At 72.1% G+C, this 16,782-nt stretch carries 15 protein-coding genes; 10 read left to right on the top strand and 5 right to left on the bottom strand.

From position 1 onward, the window contains the following. Positions 1–19 precede the first annotated feature (19 nt). Entirely contained in the window at positions 20–1,273 is a 1,254-nt protein-coding gene (locus ABZS69_RS22380; protein WP_355375487.1) for an amidohydrolase, read from the top strand. Between the two features lie 7 nt (positions 1,274–1,280). On the opposite strand, the gene ABZS69_RS22375 is transcribed toward ABZS69_RS22380, so the two are convergent. Beyond that, complete coding sequence (locus ABZS69_RS22375; RefSeq protein ID WP_355375484.1) at positions 1,281–2,411, bottom strand: acyl-CoA dehydrogenase family protein; 1,131 nt, start codon at positions 2,409–2,411, stop codon at positions 1,281–1,283. Between the two features lie 136 nt (positions 2,412–2,547). On the opposite strand from ABZS69_RS22375, the gene ABZS69_RS22370 reads away from it, so the two are divergent. After that, positions 2,548–4,017 (top strand): ATP-binding protein, encoded by a 1,470-nt coding sequence (locus tag ABZS69_RS22370; RefSeq protein WP_355375481.1) that lies wholly within the window; start codon positions 2,548–2,550, stop codon positions 4,015–4,017. Positions 4,018–4,112: 95 nt separating this feature from the next. Continuing rightward, positions 4,113–4,601, top strand: a complete 489-nt coding sequence (locus ABZS69_RS22365; protein WP_355375479.1) for a flavin reductase — start codon at positions 4,113–4,115, stop codon at positions 4,599–4,601. 18 nt (positions 4,602–4,619) lie between these two features. Here ABZS69_RS22365 and ABZS69_RS22360 read toward each other — a convergent pair whose 3' ends face one another. Continuing rightward, entirely contained in the window at positions 4,620–5,252 is a 633-nt protein-coding gene (locus tag ABZS69_RS22360; protein ID WP_355375476.1) for a response regulator, read from the bottom strand. Positions 5,253–5,412: 160 nt separating this feature from the next. On the opposite strand from ABZS69_RS22360, the gene ABZS69_RS22355 reads away from it, so the two are divergent. From ABZS69_RS22355 to ABZS69_RS22345, 3 genes are read left to right on the top strand one after another with little or no spacing between them, the layout of a single operon-like run. Then, positions 5,413–6,498 carry a Gfo/Idh/MocA family oxidoreductase gene (locus tag ABZS69_RS22355; RefSeq protein ID WP_355375473.1) on the top strand — a complete coding sequence of 362 codons (1,086 nt, stop codon included), beginning with the start codon at positions 5,413–5,415 and terminating at the stop codon, positions 6,496–6,498. Continuing rightward, positions 6,495–6,947, top strand: a complete 453-nt coding sequence (locus tag ABZS69_RS22350; RefSeq protein ID WP_355375470.1) for a gluconate 2-dehydrogenase subunit 3 family protein — start codon at positions 6,495–6,497, stop codon at positions 6,945–6,947. Before ABZS69_RS22355 ends, ABZS69_RS22350 begins: the two co-directional genes overlap by 4 nt. After that, complete coding sequence (locus ABZS69_RS22345) at positions 6,947–8,575, top strand: GMC family oxidoreductase (RefSeq protein ID WP_355375467.1); 1,629 nt, start codon at positions 6,947–6,949, stop codon at positions 8,573–8,575. The genes ABZS69_RS22350 and ABZS69_RS22345 overlap by 1 nt, the downstream gene beginning before the upstream one ends. A gap of 24 nt (positions 8,576–8,599) precedes the next feature. On the opposite strand, the gene ABZS69_RS22340 is transcribed toward ABZS69_RS22345, so the two are convergent. The 3 genes from ABZS69_RS22340 to ABZS69_RS22330 are packed head-to-tail and all read right to left on the bottom strand — an operon-like array spanning position 8,600 to position 11,064. Beyond that, positions 8,600–9,484, bottom strand: coding sequence for an alpha/beta fold hydrolase (locus ABZS69_RS22340; protein WP_355375464.1), 885 nt, complete (start codon positions 9,482–9,484; stop codon positions 8,600–8,602). Next, positions 9,474–10,085, bottom strand: coding sequence for a helix-turn-helix domain-containing protein (locus tag ABZS69_RS22335; RefSeq protein WP_355375462.1), 612 nt, complete (start codon positions 10,083–10,085; stop codon positions 9,474–9,476). The genes ABZS69_RS22340 and ABZS69_RS22335 overlap by 11 nt, the downstream gene beginning before the upstream one ends. 49 nt (positions 10,086–10,134) lie before the next feature. Beyond that, the gene (locus ABZS69_RS22330) at positions 10,135–11,064 is read right to left on the bottom strand and encodes an NADP-dependent oxidoreductase (RefSeq protein WP_355375460.1); all 930 of its coding nucleotides are present in this window, start codon (positions 11,062–11,064) and stop codon (positions 10,135–10,137) included. 212 nt (positions 11,065–11,276) lie between these two features. Here ABZS69_RS22330 and ABZS69_RS22325 point away from each other — a divergent pair, with 212 nt between their 5' ends. The 4 genes from ABZS69_RS22325 to ABZS69_RS22310 are packed head-to-tail and all read left to right on the top strand — an operon-like array spanning position 11,277 to position 16,761. Beyond that, positions 11,277–12,845, top strand: a complete 1,569-nt coding sequence (locus ABZS69_RS22325; protein ID WP_355375457.1) for an ABC transporter substrate-binding protein — start codon at positions 11,277–11,279, stop codon at positions 12,843–12,845. 15 nt (positions 12,846–12,860) lie between these two features. After that, positions 12,861–13,808 (top strand): ABC transporter permease, encoded by a 948-nt coding sequence (locus tag ABZS69_RS22320; RefSeq protein WP_355375455.1) that lies wholly within the window; start codon positions 12,861–12,863, stop codon positions 13,806–13,808. A gap of 2 nt (positions 13,809–13,810) precedes the next feature. Then, a complete protein-coding gene (locus ABZS69_RS22315; RefSeq protein WP_355375452.1) occupies positions 13,811–14,680 on the top strand; it encodes an ABC transporter permease in 870 nt (289 codons plus the stop codon). After that, entirely contained in the window at positions 14,677–16,761 is a 2,085-nt protein-coding gene (locus tag ABZS69_RS22310; RefSeq protein WP_355375449.1) for an ABC transporter ATP-binding protein, read from the top strand. Before ABZS69_RS22315 ends, ABZS69_RS22310 begins: the two co-directional genes overlap by 4 nt. Positions 16,762–16,782: the final 21 nt, after the last annotated feature.

Below are 16,782 nucleotides of genomic sequence, written 5' to 3'. Positions count from 1 at the left end.
TCGCAGAGAAAGAGGTCGTGTGGACATCGAGGAGCTCAGGGCATTCCGGCGAGAACTGCATCGCAATCCGGAACCCGCGTTCGTGGAGATCGGCACGGCGGCCCGGATAGCAAGGGCCGTCGAAGACCTGCCGGTAAGCGTCCTGACCGGAAAAGACGCCCACGACCTCTCCCCCGTCGTGAACTATCCGTCGCCGCGCACGCTCGGCGAATGGGCGGCCCGCGCCGTCGATTCCGGCATCCCACCGGAAAAGGCCAGGTATTTCAGGGAGAACGGCACCGCGCTGGTCGTCGAACTGGCCGGCGTCCGGCCGGGACCGCGCTGGGGCCTGCGCACCGACATCGACGCCCTGCCGATCCGGGAGTCCGCCGACCCGGCCCATTTCCCGGCCGCGAACGGCTTCGCGGCGGTGAACGGCGCGATGCACGCGTGCGGCCACGACGCGAACGCCACCATCGGCGTGGGCCTGCTGCACCGCCTGGCCGACCGCGACTTCGCGGGCTCGCTGAGGGTGCTGTTCCAGCCCGCGGAAGAGGGGGTGCGCGGAGCGCAGACGATGATCGACGCCGGCGTGGCCGACGACATCGACATCATGCTCGCCGTGCACATGGCCGGCGACCTGGACGTCGGCCACGTGGTGGGCAGCTTCACCGGCGGCATGGCCACCCGCAAGCTGAAGGTCGACTTCACCGGCCGGGCCTCCCATGCCGCCGGCGCGCCCGAGTCGGGGCGCAACGCGCTGCTCGCCGCCGCCATGGCCGCCCTGGCGATCATGGCCATCCCCCGCTACCGGTCCGCGGACACCAGGCTCAACGTCGGCACGCTCGTCGCCGGTGAGGGCGTGAACATCGTCCCGTCCTCGGCGGTGATGACCTGCGAAGCGCGCGCCACCGACGACGAGGTCGTGGACGAGCTGGTGGACCGGATCCGGTCCATCGTGGACGGCGCCGCCCGCACGCAGGACGTGGCGGCGGCGCTCGCGATCACGGGCCGATCCGCCACCGTGTCGCCCGACGACGACCTGGTCGACCGCATCGTGGAGGTGGCCGGAGGACGCCCCGGCGTCACGGAGGTGACCAGGACCCAGGCGTTCGCCGGCAGCGACGACGCCAACCTGCTCATCCGGCACGTCCAGCGGCGCGCGGGCAAGGGCGCGTACCTGATGATCGGAGCCGGCAGCCCGGGGCCCCACCACAGCGCGGACTTCGACGTGGCGGAGGAGTCGATCCCGATCGGGATCGACCTCCTCGAATCGCTGATCCGCCAAGAATGAGCGCCGCTCACCGGAAGGCGGGGACGGTGGGCGGCAGGCCCATGAGGACGGCGCCCGCGGCGTCGTACATCGCCGGGCTGAGGAAGGCGTGCTCCTGCGGCACCAGCGCGTCGCCGAGCAGGGCCGGCAGCGGGTGGTCCTGGTAGATCGCGGCGGTGCCGGAGAGCGAGACGACCTTGTGGACCACCTCCGAGGAGGTCCGCGCGAGGTGGGCGGCGGACAGCCGCAGGTGGGCGTTCTGCTCGTCGCTGACCAGGCCGCCGGCGACCAGCGCCTGCCAGGCCTCGTCGGCGACCTCGTAGAAGTAGGCGCGGGCGGAGCGCAGCGTGGCCTCGGCCTCGGCGATGCCGGCGCGGTAGTAGGCCCGGTCGGCGAGCTTGGGGGCGCCGGTGATGCTGCCCCGGCCGCTGCCGACCTCCTCGGCGAAGTCGAGGGCGGCGCGGGCGACGCCGGCGGAGACCACGGAGAGCGACTGGGCGACGTACGTGATCGCGGGGTAGCGGTAGAGCGGCTCGTCGATCACGGGCTCCCCGCCGCGGATGAAGGTCCACTCCCGGTCGACCTCGACGTCTTCGGCGACCAGGTCGAAGGAGCCGGTGCCCCGCATGCCGACGACGTCCCAGTCCCGCACGATCTCCAGGCGTTCCGGGCGCACCAGCGCCCCGCGCGGCTTGCCGGAGGTCAGGTCGTCGCCGGGGATGCCGACACAGATGATGTCGGCGGCCATGCAGCCGCTGGCGAACTTCCACCGGCCGTTGACGAGGAAGCCGCGCTCCGTCGGGGTGGCCTGCTGGATGGGGAACAGCGCCCCGGCGAAGACGACGTCGGGGCCGCCGGCGTACAGCTTGGCCTGGGTCTCCAGCGGCAGCGAGCCCAGGTAGACCAGCTGGGAGCCGAAGCTCGCGACCCAGCCGGTGGAGCCGTCGACGGCCGAGATCCGCTCGATCTTCTTCAGGAACTCGGCGGGCGGCATCGTCTCGCCGCCGAACCGCTCCGGCGTCGCGGACCGGTACAGGCCGAGCCGCTTGAGCCGCTCGACGAAGTCTCTGGGGACGTAGCGCTGCTCGCGGAACTCCTGGCGACGCTCGGCCAGCTCGGCCAGCATCGCGTCGAACGCGGCGGGATCGTCCTGCGCCATCCTTGCTCCTCATGGGTCTCGCGGTGTGCTCTGAGGTTAGGAAGAACGCTCCCGCCCGTCAGTCGTCATTTCCTCACCTTGACGTAGGGGATATCTTCATCGTCTGCCCCTTCTCCGGGTGACTTACCCTGTGTCGGTGCGAGTAGATCCGCGGGCTCCCGAGCTCGTCGCCGCGGACTTCGTGGCGATGATGAACGCCTCCCGGATGTGCGTCCTCGTCCACGACGCGGCGACCAAGAACATCCTGTGGGCCAACCCGGCCGCCTGCGAGCTGCTGGAGTTCACCCTGAGTGAGATCCGGCCGCTCAAGGCCGACCACATGAGCAGCTCGGCGCAGCAGTACGACCGGGTCATCGGCCGGGCCTGGCTGCAGGACGCCGTCGAGAAGGGCACCAGCCGGATCGAGTGGCACTACCGCTCCAAGTCCGGCCGGGTGATCCCGACGGACGCGCTCGCGGTGCGGGTCGAGCTCGCGCGGGGACCCGCGGTGATGGTGCAGTTCCGCGACATCGAGCGGGAGCAGCGGGTGGAGCGCGAGCTGCGGCTCACCACGTCGTACGTCGACGCGCTGGCCCACTACACCTCCACCCTCGCCCTGATGCTGGACGAGACCGGCACGATCAGGTTCGCGACCGACACCGCGCTCACCGCGATCGGCGCCCCGGTGGAGGGGCCGATGCGGCCCCTGACGGCGTTCGCCCGGCTGCGGCTCGACGGTCGCGACGCCAGCTGGGCCGACGTGCTCGCCCGCGCCACCCCGGTCACCCCCGTCCAGTTGGAGGCGGGCCGCGTGTGGCTGGAGGGCTCGCTGGAGCGGCTGCGGGAGGAGGACACCACCGCGCTGCTGATGATCCTGCACGACGTCTCCGACCGGGTTCAGGACCAGGTCCGCCGGGCCCGGGAGCTGCACAGGGAGAACTACCTGGCCCGCTACAACGCCATGGGCGACATGGCGATGGCGATCGCCCACGAGCTCGGGCAGCCGCTGGCCGCGGCCGCCAACTTCCTGGCCGGCGTGCACAACCGCGCCGCCCGGCTGCCGGAGGCCGGCGGGCTGGCCCAGGGCGTCGCCAGCGCGGTCAGCCAGATCGAACGCGCCTCGGCGATCGTGAGCTCGGTGCGGGCCTTCGTCGGCCATCTGGAGCAGGTGGAGCAGGTGGCCGACCTCAACGACGTCGTCGAGGAGTGCCTCTACTTCGTGCGGCTGCGGGCGGCGCCGCTCGGGGTCGAGGTCCGGGTCCGGCTCTCCCCCGAGCCGGTCCCGGTGCGCTGCGAACGGGTGCTGACCGGCCAGGTGGTGCTCAACCTCTGCTTCAACGCCGTCGACGAGATGGGGCAGTCTCCGGCGGCCCCGAAGCGGATCGACGTGGCCACCGCCCCCGACGGCACCTTCACCGTCGAGGACCGGGGCCGGGGGCTGCCGCGCGACCCGTTCGCGGAGTCGTTCACGTCCAAGGAGCACGGCAGCGGGATCGGCCTGGCGCTCAGCCACCGGATCATCACCCGCCAGCACGGCACGATCTGGGCGGCCAAACGGGAGGAGGGCGGGTCGCGGTTCGGGTTCGCGCTGCCGCTCGCCGAGCCGGAGCGGCCTGCCGGCGAGTAGGGGAAATCCTCAGCCGGCGCGGATAAAGTCTCGATTTCGGCGCCGGCGGGCGCGGCCTAGCTTCGGAGGGAGCCGATCACATTCAGGAGGCAGCCGTGACCGAGGCGCAGCGCCGTTTCCGTGCCGCGATGGCGAACCTGTCCGCCGCCGTCAACGTCGTCACCACCGACGGCCGTCACGGCCGGGCCGGGGTGACCGTGAGCGCGGCGTGCTCGGTCACCGACTCCCCGCCGACCATGCTGGTCTGCGTCAACCGCTCCAGCAGCTCGCACGACATCGTCATGGCCAACGGACGGGTCTGCGTCAACGTGCTCGGCACCGACCAGGAGGAACTGGCGATGCACTTCGCCGGCGCGACGAACGTGCCGACCTCCGAGCGGTTCGGCGCGGGCTCCTGGGACTTCGGCACCTACGGCGTGCCGGTGCTGCGCGACGCGCTCGCGTCGGTCGTCGGGCGGATCGTCACCAGGCGCAGGCAGGGCTCGCACACGGTGGCCTTCGTCGAGATCGACGCGGTCACCTCACGTCTGGACAGCGGTGCCCTGGTCTATTTCCAGCGCCGTTTCCACAGTCTCACCGCCTGAAGCCGCCGGGCTCGTCTCTCAGAGCTCGATCCGGCACTGGAGGACGTCACGGACCAGCGCGCCCAGGCTTTCCGCGCCGGTCTTGGCCTTGATCCGGGCCCGGTGCACGTCGACGGTCTTGACGCTGGTGCCGAGCCGGCGGGCGATGAGCTGGCTGGGCAGGCCGTCCACGACCAGCCGGAGCACCTCGCGCTCACGCGTGGTGAGCGACTCGACCCGGTCGCCGACGACCCGCCGGTGGGCGTGCTCGCGGAAGCGTCGCCCGGCCTCCCGCAGCTGTTCCTGGACGACTTCGAGCATCTGCTGCGGTTTGTAGGGCTTCTCCAGGAAGTTGACCGCGCCCCGTCGCAGGGCCCGTACCGACATCGCGATGTCACCATGGGCGGAGCAGAAGATGATCGGGGCGGGATAGTCGAGCCCGAGCAGCCGTTCCTGCAGCTCGAACCCGCTCAGGCCGGGCATCCGCACGTCGACGATCAGCACGGCGGGCTCGGCGGCGTCGTACTCGGCCAGGAACGTCGCGGCGTCGGGATAGGTGAGCGCCTGGACCCCGACGCTCTCGAAAAGGAAGACGAGCGACTGTCTCAGGTCGTGGTCGTCGTCGACGATGTGCACCACCGGACTGACCACGTCCCTGTCGGTGTCGCTCATCCCCGCACTATGCGCGGCCCGCGGGAGCGGATCAATCCCGGCGGTTCGGCCAGCGAAACGCGAGGACGGGGTCCGCTGATCGGACTGGCCGGCTTGAGGGCGGAGCGCGGGCGGACATTCACTTCCATTGGCCCCGTACGCAATCAAAGGATGGAAACACGTGCACCACCGCATCGGCATCCTCGGCACCGGCAACATCTTCGGCCGGTACGTCACCGGCATGGCCCGCTACCCGGAGCTGGAGATCGTCCGCGTCGGCGACATCGACGCCGGCCGGGCCGAGCGGGCCGCCGCGGAGCACGGCATCCCCGCCTGGGGAGACGGCGACGAGCTCTACGCCGACGACTCGATCGACATCCTGGTGAACCTGACCCCGCCGGCCCACCACGCGAGCACCGTCATCAGGGCGCTCGAGTCCGGCAAGCACGTCTACGTCGAGAAGCCGCTGGCCGCGACCGTCGCCGAGGCGCGGGAGGTGCTGGCGGCGGCCGAGGCCGGCGGGCGCGTGCTGGGCTCCGCGCCGGACACGTTCCTGGGCAGCGCCTCCCAGACCGCGCGCAAGGCGCTGGACGACGGGCTGATCGGCGAGCCCATCGGCGTGTCGGCGTTCGTCCGGCACAGCAAGGCCGAGACCTGGCACCCGGACCCGCGCTTCCTCTTCCAGCCAGGGGGCGGGCCCGTCCTGGACATGGGGCCGTACTATCTGGCCATACTGGTGAACCTGCTGGGCCCGGTCAGGTCCGTGGCGGGGGCCGCACGCGTCGGCGCGCCGGTGCGCGCGGTGACCGCGCCGGACCGCGTCGTGGACCGGATCGACGTCGAGGTGGCGACGCACGCGTCCGCCGTCCTCGTCTTCGATTCGGGGGTCATCGGCACCACGCTGATGAGCTTCGACGTCTGGGACAGCGGTCTGCCCGCCATCGAGGTCTACGGCACCGAAGGGACCCTCACCTTGCCCAACCCCAACCACTTCGACGGCGACGTACGGGTGCGGCGGCACGGAGACGCGGACTGGTCGGTCCTGCCGCCCGTCGTCGACCTGTTCGGCGCGGTCGGCACCAAAGAACAGACGCGCCGCGGGCTCGGCGTCCGGGATCTGGCCGACGCGATCGAGGGCGGCCCGCACCGCGCCAACGCCGCGTTCGCCTTCCACGTGCTCGAGGCCCTTTCGGCGATCGACGGGCCGGGCCAGGTCGTCCGCCTGGAGAGCACGTGCGAGCGCCCGGCCCCCCGCTTCGCCGAGTGACCCCGCCGCAGGCCGCGACGCTGAGCGCGGTCGTCGACACGATCGTCCCCGCCGACGACTACCCGAGCGGCACCGAGGCGGGCGTCCTGGACTACCTGGCGGGGCAGTTCGACCGTGACCTGGCCGGGCTGCGCGCGTACTACGCCGCCGGGCTCGACGCCGTCGAGGCCGAGGCGCGCGAGCGGGACGGCGCCGCCTTCCCCGAGCTTCCGCCCGCGCGGCGCGAGGCGCTGCTGCAGGCGTTGGAGGCCGGCGACACCCGCGTGCCGTGGCCGTTCGAGGCGGCGGCGTTCGTGGACACGGTGGTCGGGCACGTCATGGAGGGCTTCTACGGCGACCCCGGCAACGGCGGCAACCGCGACGCCGTCTCCTGGCGGATGATCGGATTCGAGGTCGCCGAAGTTGAGGTCGCCCGATTCGAGGTCGCCGGATTCGAGGGAGAAGGCTGATGCGGGTGGACGCGGTCGTGATCGGGTCGGGGGCCGGGGGCGGGGTAGCCGCCGCGGTCCTCGCCGAGGCGGGCAAGCACGTGCTCGTGCTGGAGCGCGGCCGCGACCTCACCTTCGAGGAGATCGGCCGCGACCATCTGCGCAACCACCGGCTCACCCGCTACCCGCACCGGTCCGGGCCCGACTACGAGGGCGGCCCGCGCGTCGTCGTCGACGCGACGGGCCGCGAGCAGGTGGTGCGGCCGCACGAGCCGGGCTTCCACGGCAACGCCACGCTGGTCGGCGGCGGCACGCGGCTCTACGGGGCCCAGGCGTGGCGGTTCCTGCCCGCCGACTTCACCATGGCGAGCACGTACGGCGTGCCCGCCGGCAGCAGCCTCGCCGACTGGCCCATCGGCTACGACGACCTGGAGCCCCACTACGAGCGCGCCGAGTGGGAGGTCGGCGTCTGCGGCGACCACGCGGCGGCCGGCCGCCACTGGCGGCGTGCCAGGCCGTACCCCATGTCCCCGCTTCCGGCGGGCCCGCAGGCCCGCGTCCTGCGCAGGGGGGCCGCCGCCCTCGGCTGGGACGTGCTGCCGGTGCCGCTGCTGATCAACTCGGTGCCGTACGGCGGGCGGGCCGCCTGCACCCGCTGCCGGCACTGCGTCGGCTTCGCCTGCCCGGCGGACGCCAAGAACGGCTCGCACAACACCGTCCTGAGCCGCGCGCTCGCCACCGGCCGCGCCCGGCTGCTGCCGGAGGCCGTCGCCGAACGGATCGAATGCGACCCGTCGGGCCGCGTCACCGGCGTGCGCTGGGTGGACCGCTCGGGGGCGCGCCACGTCGTCGAGGCCGAGGTCGTGGTCTGCGCGGCCGGCGCGATCGAGACGGCGCGGCTGCTGCAGAACTCGCCGACCCGGCGCGAGCCCCACGGGCTGGGCAACAACCACGATCAGGTGGGGCGGCACCTGCAGGGCCACGCCTACGCGTGGGCGCTGGGCGAGATGGACGAGCCCGTGTACGACGGCCTGGGCCCCGGCGTCTCGCTCGCGACGCTGGAGTTCGTTCACCACAACGACGGCCTCGTCGGCGGGGCGATGCTGGCGGACGAGTTCATCGTGCTGCCGCTGGCCTTCTGGGCCCGGAACCTGCCGCCGGACCTGCCCCGCTGGGGCGCGCGCAACAAGGCGTACCTGCGGGAGAACTACCGCCGCGTCATGCGGGTGGGCGGCCCGGTCCAGGAGATCCCCAGCCCCGAGGCGAGGACGCGGCTCGACCCCCACGTGCGCGACCGGTGGGGCATCCCCGTCGCCCGCCTGTCCGGCACCACCCATCCGGAGAGCGTGCGCACCGGGGATTTCATCGCCGATCGGGCCCGCGAATGGCTGCTCGCCTCCGGGGCGCGCCGGACGTGGTCGGCACCGATGCCCTTGACCCTGCACGCCGGGCAGCACCAGTCGGGCACGTGCCGGATGGGCGACGACGAGCGGACGTCGGTCGTGGACCGGTGGGGCAGGGTGCACGGCCACGACAACCTCTACGTCGCCGACGCCTCCGTGCACGTCACCAACGGCGGGGTCAACCCCGTACTGACGGTCATGGCGCTGGCGTTCAGGACCGCCGAGCGGCTGTGCGCCGAGTGGTGACGCCTGCGGGACTTGCCGAGCCGGTTACGGGGCGAGGCCGGGCAGGCCCGCGAGCTCGTTCACCAAGGCGGCGACGGTCTCGGGGTGCTCGTCGGTGACGAGGTGTCCGGCGTCGGGGATGGCCCGTAGCCGGGTGTCCAGCAGGGCTTCGGCCGCCGGGGAGAGGCGGCGCGGGGGCAGGAAGGTGTCGTGTTCGCCGGTGGCGACGAGGGCGGGGACCAGCCGGCGGCGGGCGAGCAGCGGTGCGGGCAGAGCCGGCGGGGCGAGGGTGGTGCGGCAGTGGCGGGCGATGAGGGTGTACCACTCGGTCAGGTCGGGCGGTGGGGTGTGGCCGGGGGCCAGAAAACGGCGTACGAGCGCGCCGCTGGTCTTGGGGGTGGGCCGGGCCATCCAGGCCATCGTGGCGGTGAGGGTGGCGACGCCGAGCCGGAGCCGGGTCAGGCCGCCGGGGGCGATCAGCACTCGGCCGGCGATGCGCGGGGAGTCGCAGGCCAGGGCGATGGCGCCGCCCAGGGAGTGACCGAGCACGATCGCCTGGTCGATGCCGGTCGCGTCGAGGACCTCGCCCAGCCAGTGCCCGTACCAGGTCAGCCGGTCGGCGCGGGGACGTTCGGGGCCACTGAGGCCGGGTTGCCCGGGAAGATCGGCGATGACCGTGGGCCGGTGGGCCGCCAACGCTTCGGCCAGGGGTAGGTAGGTGGCGGCGTTGGCGCTGGTGCCGGGGATCATGACGACCGTACGAGGGCCTGAGGCCGGTCCTGCGGTGAGCAGGTGGGTCTGGCCGTGGGAGGTGTGCAGGTCGCGGCGCCGGTGCGACACGGGCCACCGGTCCAGTCGGCGGGCGCACCAGTCACGGACGATCTGCTGTCCCTGTGGGGTGCGGTAGGCCGATTCGGTGTCAGCGGGCATCGGGCACGTCCTCTCCGGTGGCGCTCGCCACGATGGCCAGGGCGCGGGTCATCAGGTCGTCGAGGTCGGGATCGCCGTCCTGCTCGACCCAGCGGACGAGTGCGGCGCTCGCGGCCGACAGGCAGACGCCGACGCTGACCCAGAGCCGGAATTCCTGCTCCCCGTCCTGCCGGTGGCCGCGCAGGGCTTCGACGATGGCCTTGTGGGTGGCGTACTGGTGGTCCCACTGGCGGGCGCGCAGCGCGGGCGTCGCCAGGGTGAGCCGCAGCCGGTCCAGCAGCATGCGGCGGTCGTCGGGAGAGAGCTCGGCGACGCCGAGCAGCAGGCCCTCGCACAGCCGCCGCATGAGGGGCTGGTCGGCGGGGCGGGAGGCGATGCGGTCGGCCATCAGCGGGTCGTACTCGTCGGCGAGTACGAGGTCCTCTTTGGTGGGGAAGTAGCGGAACACGGTCATCGAGGAGACCTCGGCGGCCTGCGCCACGTCGCTGACGGTGGTGGCGTCGTAGCCGCGTTCGAGGAACAGCCGCATCGCGTGCTCCTGTATGGCGCGCCGGGTGCGGGCGCGCCGACGCTCACGTAGCCCTGCGGTTTCGTCGCTCACATGTTAGAGACTAACAGATGTTAGTCTCTAACATATAGCACGGCACCGTTCAGGAGGTGGTGACGTCGAGCACCACCTTGCCGGTGACGTGGCCGTCCTCCACGAGCGCGAGCGCCTCGGCGGCCGCGGCGAGCGGGAAGACCCGGCGCACGCACGGGTCCAGCTTCCCTGCGGCCACGAGCTCGGCCAGGGCCGACAGCGTCCCCGGGTCCCCGGTCCGCGAGAGCGGGCGCGCGCCGAAGCGCGCCGCGGTCTCCTCGGCGGCCACGGTGAGCACGCGCGTCCCGGCGGTGAGGACCCCGGCGACGCCGTGGAGGGCGTCACCGCCGACCAGGTCGAGAACGGTGTCGGCGCCCCCGGGAAGGAGCTCCCGCAGCCGGTCCCCGACGCCGTCGTGGTCGTAGGCGACCGCCGTGGCGCCCAGGGATTCCACGAACGCGCGCTTGGCCCCGCTCGCCGTGCCCACGACCCGGACCCCGTCCATGGCCGCGAGCTGGGCCGCGACCGCGCCGACTCCCCCGCCCGCGCCCAGGATCAGCAGCGTCCGCCCGGCCGCCGGGGCGAGGGTGGCGAGCCCCTCGTACGCGGTCCCCGCCGCGATCGGCAGCGCCGCCGCGTCGGTGAAGCTCAGCCCGTCCGGCATGCGGGCGGCCCGATCCGCCGGCAGCACCGCCAGCTCGGCGTACCCGCCGCTGCCGCCGACCGTGCTGCCGAAGACCGCGTCCCCGGCGGCGAGCCCGGTGACTCCCGGCCCGGTCCCGACCACGGTCCCGGCCACCTCGCGCCCGAGGATCGCGGGCAGGCTCAGCGGCAGGAACGCGCGATGCATGCCGGCGCGGACCTTCCAGTCCACCGGGTTGACCCCGGCCGCGCGCACCTCGACGAGCACTTCGCCCTGGCGCGGCTCGGGTGCGGGAACGTCGAGGAACCGCTGGACGTCCGGACCGCCGTAGTCGATGAAGCCGTAAGCGAGAGGCATGGTCAGGGACGCTACTTCCCGGGCCCCGACCGAGGTGAAGGGCTGTTCCGGTCAGCGAACCGGCGCGGGAGCCGCCCGAAATTTCCGGCTCTAGGGTGTGAGGCCACCACCTGAAGAACGGTGACTCCGCGTCCGGCAACAATTCGGGCAATTAGTACGATGCCCGACACCTCGTTACACCGCACGCCCCCAGATTGTCTCGAGGAGTACCAATGTCACTGACGAAGTCAGTTTGGCGCCGTCGTCTCGCCACGGGCGCCGCCGGCGCGGCCCTGCTCGCCTCCGCCGCGTGCAGCGCCGCCAACCAGGGCGCCATCGGGAACTCCGCGAGCGCGAGCGAAGGCCCGGTGCGCGGGGGCGGCACCCTCATCGTCGCCCAGACGAGCGACGCCGACCCGGGCTCGTTCCTCAAGACCTCCTTCGGCAACGTCGTGGCCGAGTACGCGGTCTTCGAGACGCTGACCCTCATCGACGGCAAGACGGGCCAGCCCAAGGGCGTCCTGGCCGAGTCCTGGACCCTGGCCCCCGACGGCAAGAGCCTGGACGTCAAGCTCCGCGACGACGTGACCTTCCACAGCGGCCGCAAGCTGACCGCGGACGACGTGATCTTCGCCATCCAGAAGGTCCAGGACCCGGCCACCGGCGCGGCCAACCAGTCGATCGCCGCCCAGATCTCCGACATGAAGGCCAAGGACGAGCACGAGCTGACGCTGACGTTCAAGCAGCCGCTGCCCAACATCTTCGACCTCTTCGAGACGATGCCGATCCTCAACAAGGACTCCTACGCCGACTACGCGGCGGGCACGAAGGTCGACGGCACCGGCCGCTTCACGTGGAAGTCGTGGACCCCCGGCGGCAAGCTCGTGCTCGGCAAGTACGCGAGCTACCGCGACGCGGCGGGCACCCAGCTCGACACCATCGAGATCAACCTGATCAAGGACCCCACGGCCATGGTCGCGGCCATCCGCAGCGGGCGCGTCCAATACGGCGTCGGCATGGCGGCCCTGGACGCCAGGACCCTGAGCCAGCAGCCCGGCTTCTCCCTCGTGACGTCGGGCGGCGCGGCGATCCCGCTGGCGTTCGACGTGACCAAGCCACCGTTCGACAACAAGGCCGTGCGCCAGGCGGTCCACTACGCGATCGACCGCGACCGCATCGTGCAGCAGGTCATGGGCGGCCAGGCCGACCCGACCAACGTGCCCTGGCGGACCTCCACGGTCGGCTACGACGCCGCCCAGGCCAAGCAGTACGCCTACCAGCCGGACAAGGCCAAGCAACTGCTGGCCGAGGCGGGGGTGAAGAACGTCTCGTTCGACGTGCTCACGCTGAACTCGCCCGAGGCCACCGGCGTCTTCCAGATCGTCAAGAACAACCTGGCGGCCGTGGGGCTGAACGCCAACCCGGTGGTCGTGCCCGTGGCCGACTACGACGCGCGGATCGCCAAGAAGGACATGGGCGCCCCGGCCTTCCTGATGCAGAACAGCAACGGCCTGTCCCCGGCGACCGCCGTCGTCAGCCGGCCGGAGCTGCTGGCGGACGGCAACGTCTCGCACTTCAAGAGCCCCGAGTACACGAAGCTGGTCAAGTCGGTCACCAGTGCCAGCACCACGGAGGACCAGCAGAAGGCCCTGCGCGACTATGACGCCTACTTCATCGACCAGGCGTTCGTGCTCCCGCTGGTCACCCGCCCCACCCTCACTCTGCGTGCGAACTCCGTGAACGGCATCAAGTCCACGCAGATGGGCTTCCTCGACCTCAGCCAGGCCTGGCTGTCCAAGTAACCGGAGGCAGGACGAATGGTCCGGTTCCTGATACGCAAGCTCCCTTCGCTGGTGTTCGTGCTGCTCGCCAGCTCGATCGTCGCCTTCGCCCTGCCCCGGCTGGCGCCGGGCGACGTGGCGGTCACGCTCGCCGGGGCGGATCCGACCGCGGCCAACATCGCCGCGATCCGCCAGCAGCTCGGCCTCGACCGGCCCCTGGTGATCCAGTACGCGGACTGGATGGCCGGGCTGCTCCAGGGCGACCTCGGCCAGTCGTACCTGCTGCGCCGCAGCGTCGCGAGCCTCATCGGCGACCGGCTGGAGAGCACGGTCGAGCTGGCCGCCCTGGCCACGTTGCTGGTCATCGCGATCGGCACGGCCCTGGGCGTCGTGGTCGGCTCGGTCCGCAGCCGCTGGGCGCGGGCCGGCCTCGACCTGGTCAACAGCTTCTTCGTGGCCGTCCCGTCGTTCGTCACGGGGCTGGCGCTGATCCTCGTCTTCGGCGTGCTGAACCGCTGGCTGCCCGTCAGCGGCGAGGTCGCCTTCCTGGACAATCCGGTGATCGGCTTCCAGTTCCTGATCCTGCCGGCGATCGCGCTCGCGCTGCCGCCCGCGGCGGTCGTGGCCCGCCTGCTGCAGGCGGAGATGCTGGTCGCCAGGAACGAGGACTACGTGGACCTCGCGCTCAGCAAGGGAGCCTCGGGCGCCCGGATCACGATCAGGCACGTGCTGCGCAACAGCGTGGGCACCGCCGTCGTCGCGGTGGGCCTGCAGGTCGGGAACCTGCTCGCCGGCGCGGTCATCATCGAGGCGATCTTCAACCGCAACGGCCTCGGCCAGCTCGCCGTCTCCAGCGTGCAGTCCCGCGACTTCACCGTGCTGCAGGTGCTGATCCTGGCCGTCGTCTTCGTGGCGGTGATCTGCCAGATCCTCACCGAGATGATCCTGGCAGCACTCGACCCCCGGATCACGTTGGGAGCGTAGGCATGGCAGACATTCCACTCGAAGGGGGAATCCCGCGGGCACACCGGCTGAACCCGACGCTCGCCCGCTACCTGTCGGCGTTGCGCACGCCGAAGGGCCTCATCGGGCTGTCGATCCTCGCCGTCATGAGCCTGGCCGCCCTGCTCGCCCCCGTGATCTTCCCCGGCGGGTACGACGAGCAGGGCCGGGACGCGCTGACCGGGATCTCGGCCGGGCACATCTTCGGCGTGGACGAGTTCGGCCGGGACATCCTGGTCCGCAGCGTCTACGGCCTGCGCGTCGACCTCAGCCTGATCTTCACCGCGGTGCCGCTCAGCATGGCGATCGGGACCCTGCTCGGGCTGGCCGGCGCGCTGTCGGAGCATGTGGGCTCGGCGGTGCAGCGGCTGCTCGACGTGATCATCGGCTTCCCCGGCCTGATCCTGGGGATCTGCCTGGTGGCCATCCTGGGGCCGGGCTGGCCGGCGCTGTTCCTGACCATTCTGATCAGCGGGCTGCCCACGGCCGGGCGGCTGGCCCGCGGCGCCTGGCTGGCCCAGCAGGGCAGGGAGTACGTCCTCGCCGCCCGGGTCCTCGGCGTAACCCGCGCGCAGCTCCTGGTCCGGCACGTCCTGCCGAACGCCATGGACTCGGCCGTCGTCAACGCGGCCGTGTGGATGGTCGTCGGCGTCTACATCGAGGCCGGGCTGAGCATCGTCGGCCTCGGCGTGCAGCCGCCGACGCCCTCGCTCGGCGTGCTCCTGAACAACGGGCTGCGGTTCGTCACGCAGTCCCCCACCTACATCGTCGGCCCCGCCCTCCTGCTGCTTCTGCTGGCGGTGGGCTTCAGCCTGGTGTCCGACGCGCTCAACGAGGCGGTGAACCGTCGGTGACCTCCACCGAATCCCTGGTCCCCGTGACGGCCAAGGACGTGCCGCTGCTGCGGGTCGAAGGCCTGCGCACCGAGTTCCGTCTGAGGAACGGCGGCGTCAAGGCCGTCAACGACGTCAGCTTCGACATCTACCCGGGCGACGTGCTCGGCATCGTCGGCGAGTCCGGCTCGGGCAAGTCGGTGACGGCGCGCTCCATCATGCGCATGCTGCGCCCGCCGGGCGAGGTCGTGGCCGGCTCCGTACGGCTCGGCGGGGAGGACCTGCTCGCCCTGCCCGAACGCGAGATGCGGCGCCGCCGCGGCAGCAAGGTCGCGATGGTGTTCCAGGACCCGCAGGCCGCGCTCAACCCCGTCATGAAGGTCGGCGACCAGATCGCCGAGGCCATGACGCTGCACGGCGCCGACCGGCAGACCGCGCGCAGGCGCGCGGCCGAGCTGCTCGACCAGGTCGGCATCCCGGACGTGCGGACGAAGATCGACCATTACCCGCACCAGTTCTCCGGAGGCATGCGCCAGCGGGTCGTCATCGCGATCGCGCTGGCCAACGACCCCGCGCTGCTGATCGCGGACGAGCCCACGACCGCCCTCGACGTGACCATCCAGGCGCAGATCCTGCGCCTGCTCGCCCGGCTGCGCACTGAGCTCGGCATCGCCATCGCGATCATCACCCACGACATGGGGGTCGTGGCCGAGCTCTGCACCGACGTCGTCGTCATGTACGGGGGTCGCACGGTCGAGAAGGGCACCGTCGAGCAGGTGTTCGAGCATCCGCGGCACCCGTACACCGCGGCGCTGCTGGCGGCCATGCCCAGGCTCGACGACGACCGGATCGGACAGCCGCTGCCGGCGATCCCGGGAGCGCCGCCCGACCCGGCCGCGCCGCCCCCTGGCTGCCCCTTCGCCCCGCGGTGCCGCTTCACCGAGGACGCCTGCGAGCACGAGCCGCCTGAGCTGCTCCAGATCGGCTCCGCCGGGCAGGCGGCGGCCTGCTTCGTCGCCCAGCGCGCCACCACGGACGTCTCGGTCCCCGCCCCCGAGCCGCCCACCGCCGACGTCCCCGGGCCCCAGACCGTCCCGGACACCACGACGCCCGTCCTCGAAGTGCGTGACCTGCGGATCGACGTCGGGTCCCGGCGGCGCGGGCTGTTCCACCGCGACCCACCCGTGTACGCGGTCGACTCGGTGAGCCTGTCGGTGCACGCCGGACGTACGCTCGGGCTGGTGGGCGAGAGCGGCTGCGGGAAGTCGACGCTGTCGAGGAGCATCGTCGGGATCAACCGGGTCGCGGGCGGGTCGGTGCTCGTCGACGGCGCCGACGTGAGCACGATGGGCCAGGCGGATCTGGGACGGGTCAGGTCCTCGGTGCAGTACCTGTTCCAGGACCCGTACGCGTCGCTGAACCCGCGCCGCACCATCCGGCAGTCGCTGGCCGAGGCGCTCGCGTTCAGAGGCATCGGCGGGCGGGAGCGCGAGGAGGCGGCGCGGTCCCTGATGGCGCAGGTGGGGCTGCGCGCGGAGCACCTCGACCGCTACCCCCACGCCTTCTCGGGCGGCCAGCGCCAGCGGATCGGCATCGCCCGCGCGCTGGCCAGGCAGCCGCGCGCGCTCATCCTCGACGAGCCGGTCTCCGCCCTGGACATGTCGATCCAGGCGCAGATCATCAACCTGCTGGAGAAGCTGCAGCAGGAGCTCGGGCTCGGCTACCTGTTCATCGCCCACGACCTGTCGGTCGTGCGCCACCTCAGCGACACCGTCGCGGTGATGTATCTCGGCCGGATCGTGGAGCACGGCGACGCCGCCGACGTCTACGCCAACCCGCAGCACCCCTACACCGCCGCCCTGCTGTCGTCCTCGCCCGTCCCGTCGGTCTCGGCGCGCACGCGCGAGCGCATCGTGCTCCCTGGCGACCTGCCCAGCCCCGCGAACCCGCCGTCAGGCTGCCGGTTCCGCACCAGGTGCCCGATCGGGCCGCTGGTCAACCCGGACCGGACGATCTGCACGGAGATCGACCCCCAGCTCACCCCCACGGCCACCGGCCAGCGGGCCGCCTGCCACTTCGCCGGCGAGCTCGCCAAGAAATAGCCGCCGGAACAAGAGAGGAAT

The organism is Nonomuraea sp. NPDC005650 (assembly GCF_040605375.1).
Classification (GTDB): Bacteria; Actinomycetota; Actinomycetes; order Streptosporangiales; family Streptosporangiaceae; genus Nonomuraea.
This window is presented reverse-complemented; position numbering and strand designations above follow the sequence as displayed.

What these genes read in the sequence shown, in the direction of transcription:
- ABZS69_RS22320 (WP_355375455.1), top strand. Translation starts at nt 12,861, where the DNA reads ATGGTCCGGTTCCTGATACGCAAGCTCCCTTCGCTGGTGTTCGTGCTG.
- ABZS69_RS22330 (WP_355375460.1), bottom strand. Translation starts at nt 11,064, where the DNA reads ATGCCTCTCGCTTACGGCTTCATCGACTACGGCGGTCCGGACGTCCAG.
- ABZS69_RS22340 (WP_355375464.1), bottom strand. Translation starts at nt 9,484, where the DNA reads ATGCCCGCTGACACCGAATCGGCCTACCGCACCCCACAGGGACAGCAG.
- ABZS69_RS22375 (WP_355375484.1), bottom strand. Translation starts at nt 2,411, where the DNA reads ATGGCGCAGGACGATCCCGCCGCGTTCGACGCGATGCTGGCCGAGCTG.
- ABZS69_RS22360 (WP_355375476.1), bottom strand. Translation starts at nt 5,252, where the DNA reads ATGAGCGACACCGACAGGGACGTGGTCAGTCCGGTGGTGCACATCGTC.
- ABZS69_RS22315 (WP_355375452.1), top strand. Translation starts at nt 13,811, where the DNA reads ATGGCAGACATTCCACTCGAAGGGGGAATCCCGCGGGCACACCGGCTG.
- ABZS69_RS22345 (WP_355375467.1), top strand. Translation starts at nt 6,947, where the DNA reads ATGCGGGTGGACGCGGTCGTGATCGGGTCGGGGGCCGGGGGCGGGGTA.
- ABZS69_RS22325 (WP_355375457.1), top strand. Translation starts at nt 11,277, where the DNA reads ATGTCACTGACGAAGTCAGTTTGGCGCCGTCGTCTCGCCACGGGCGCC.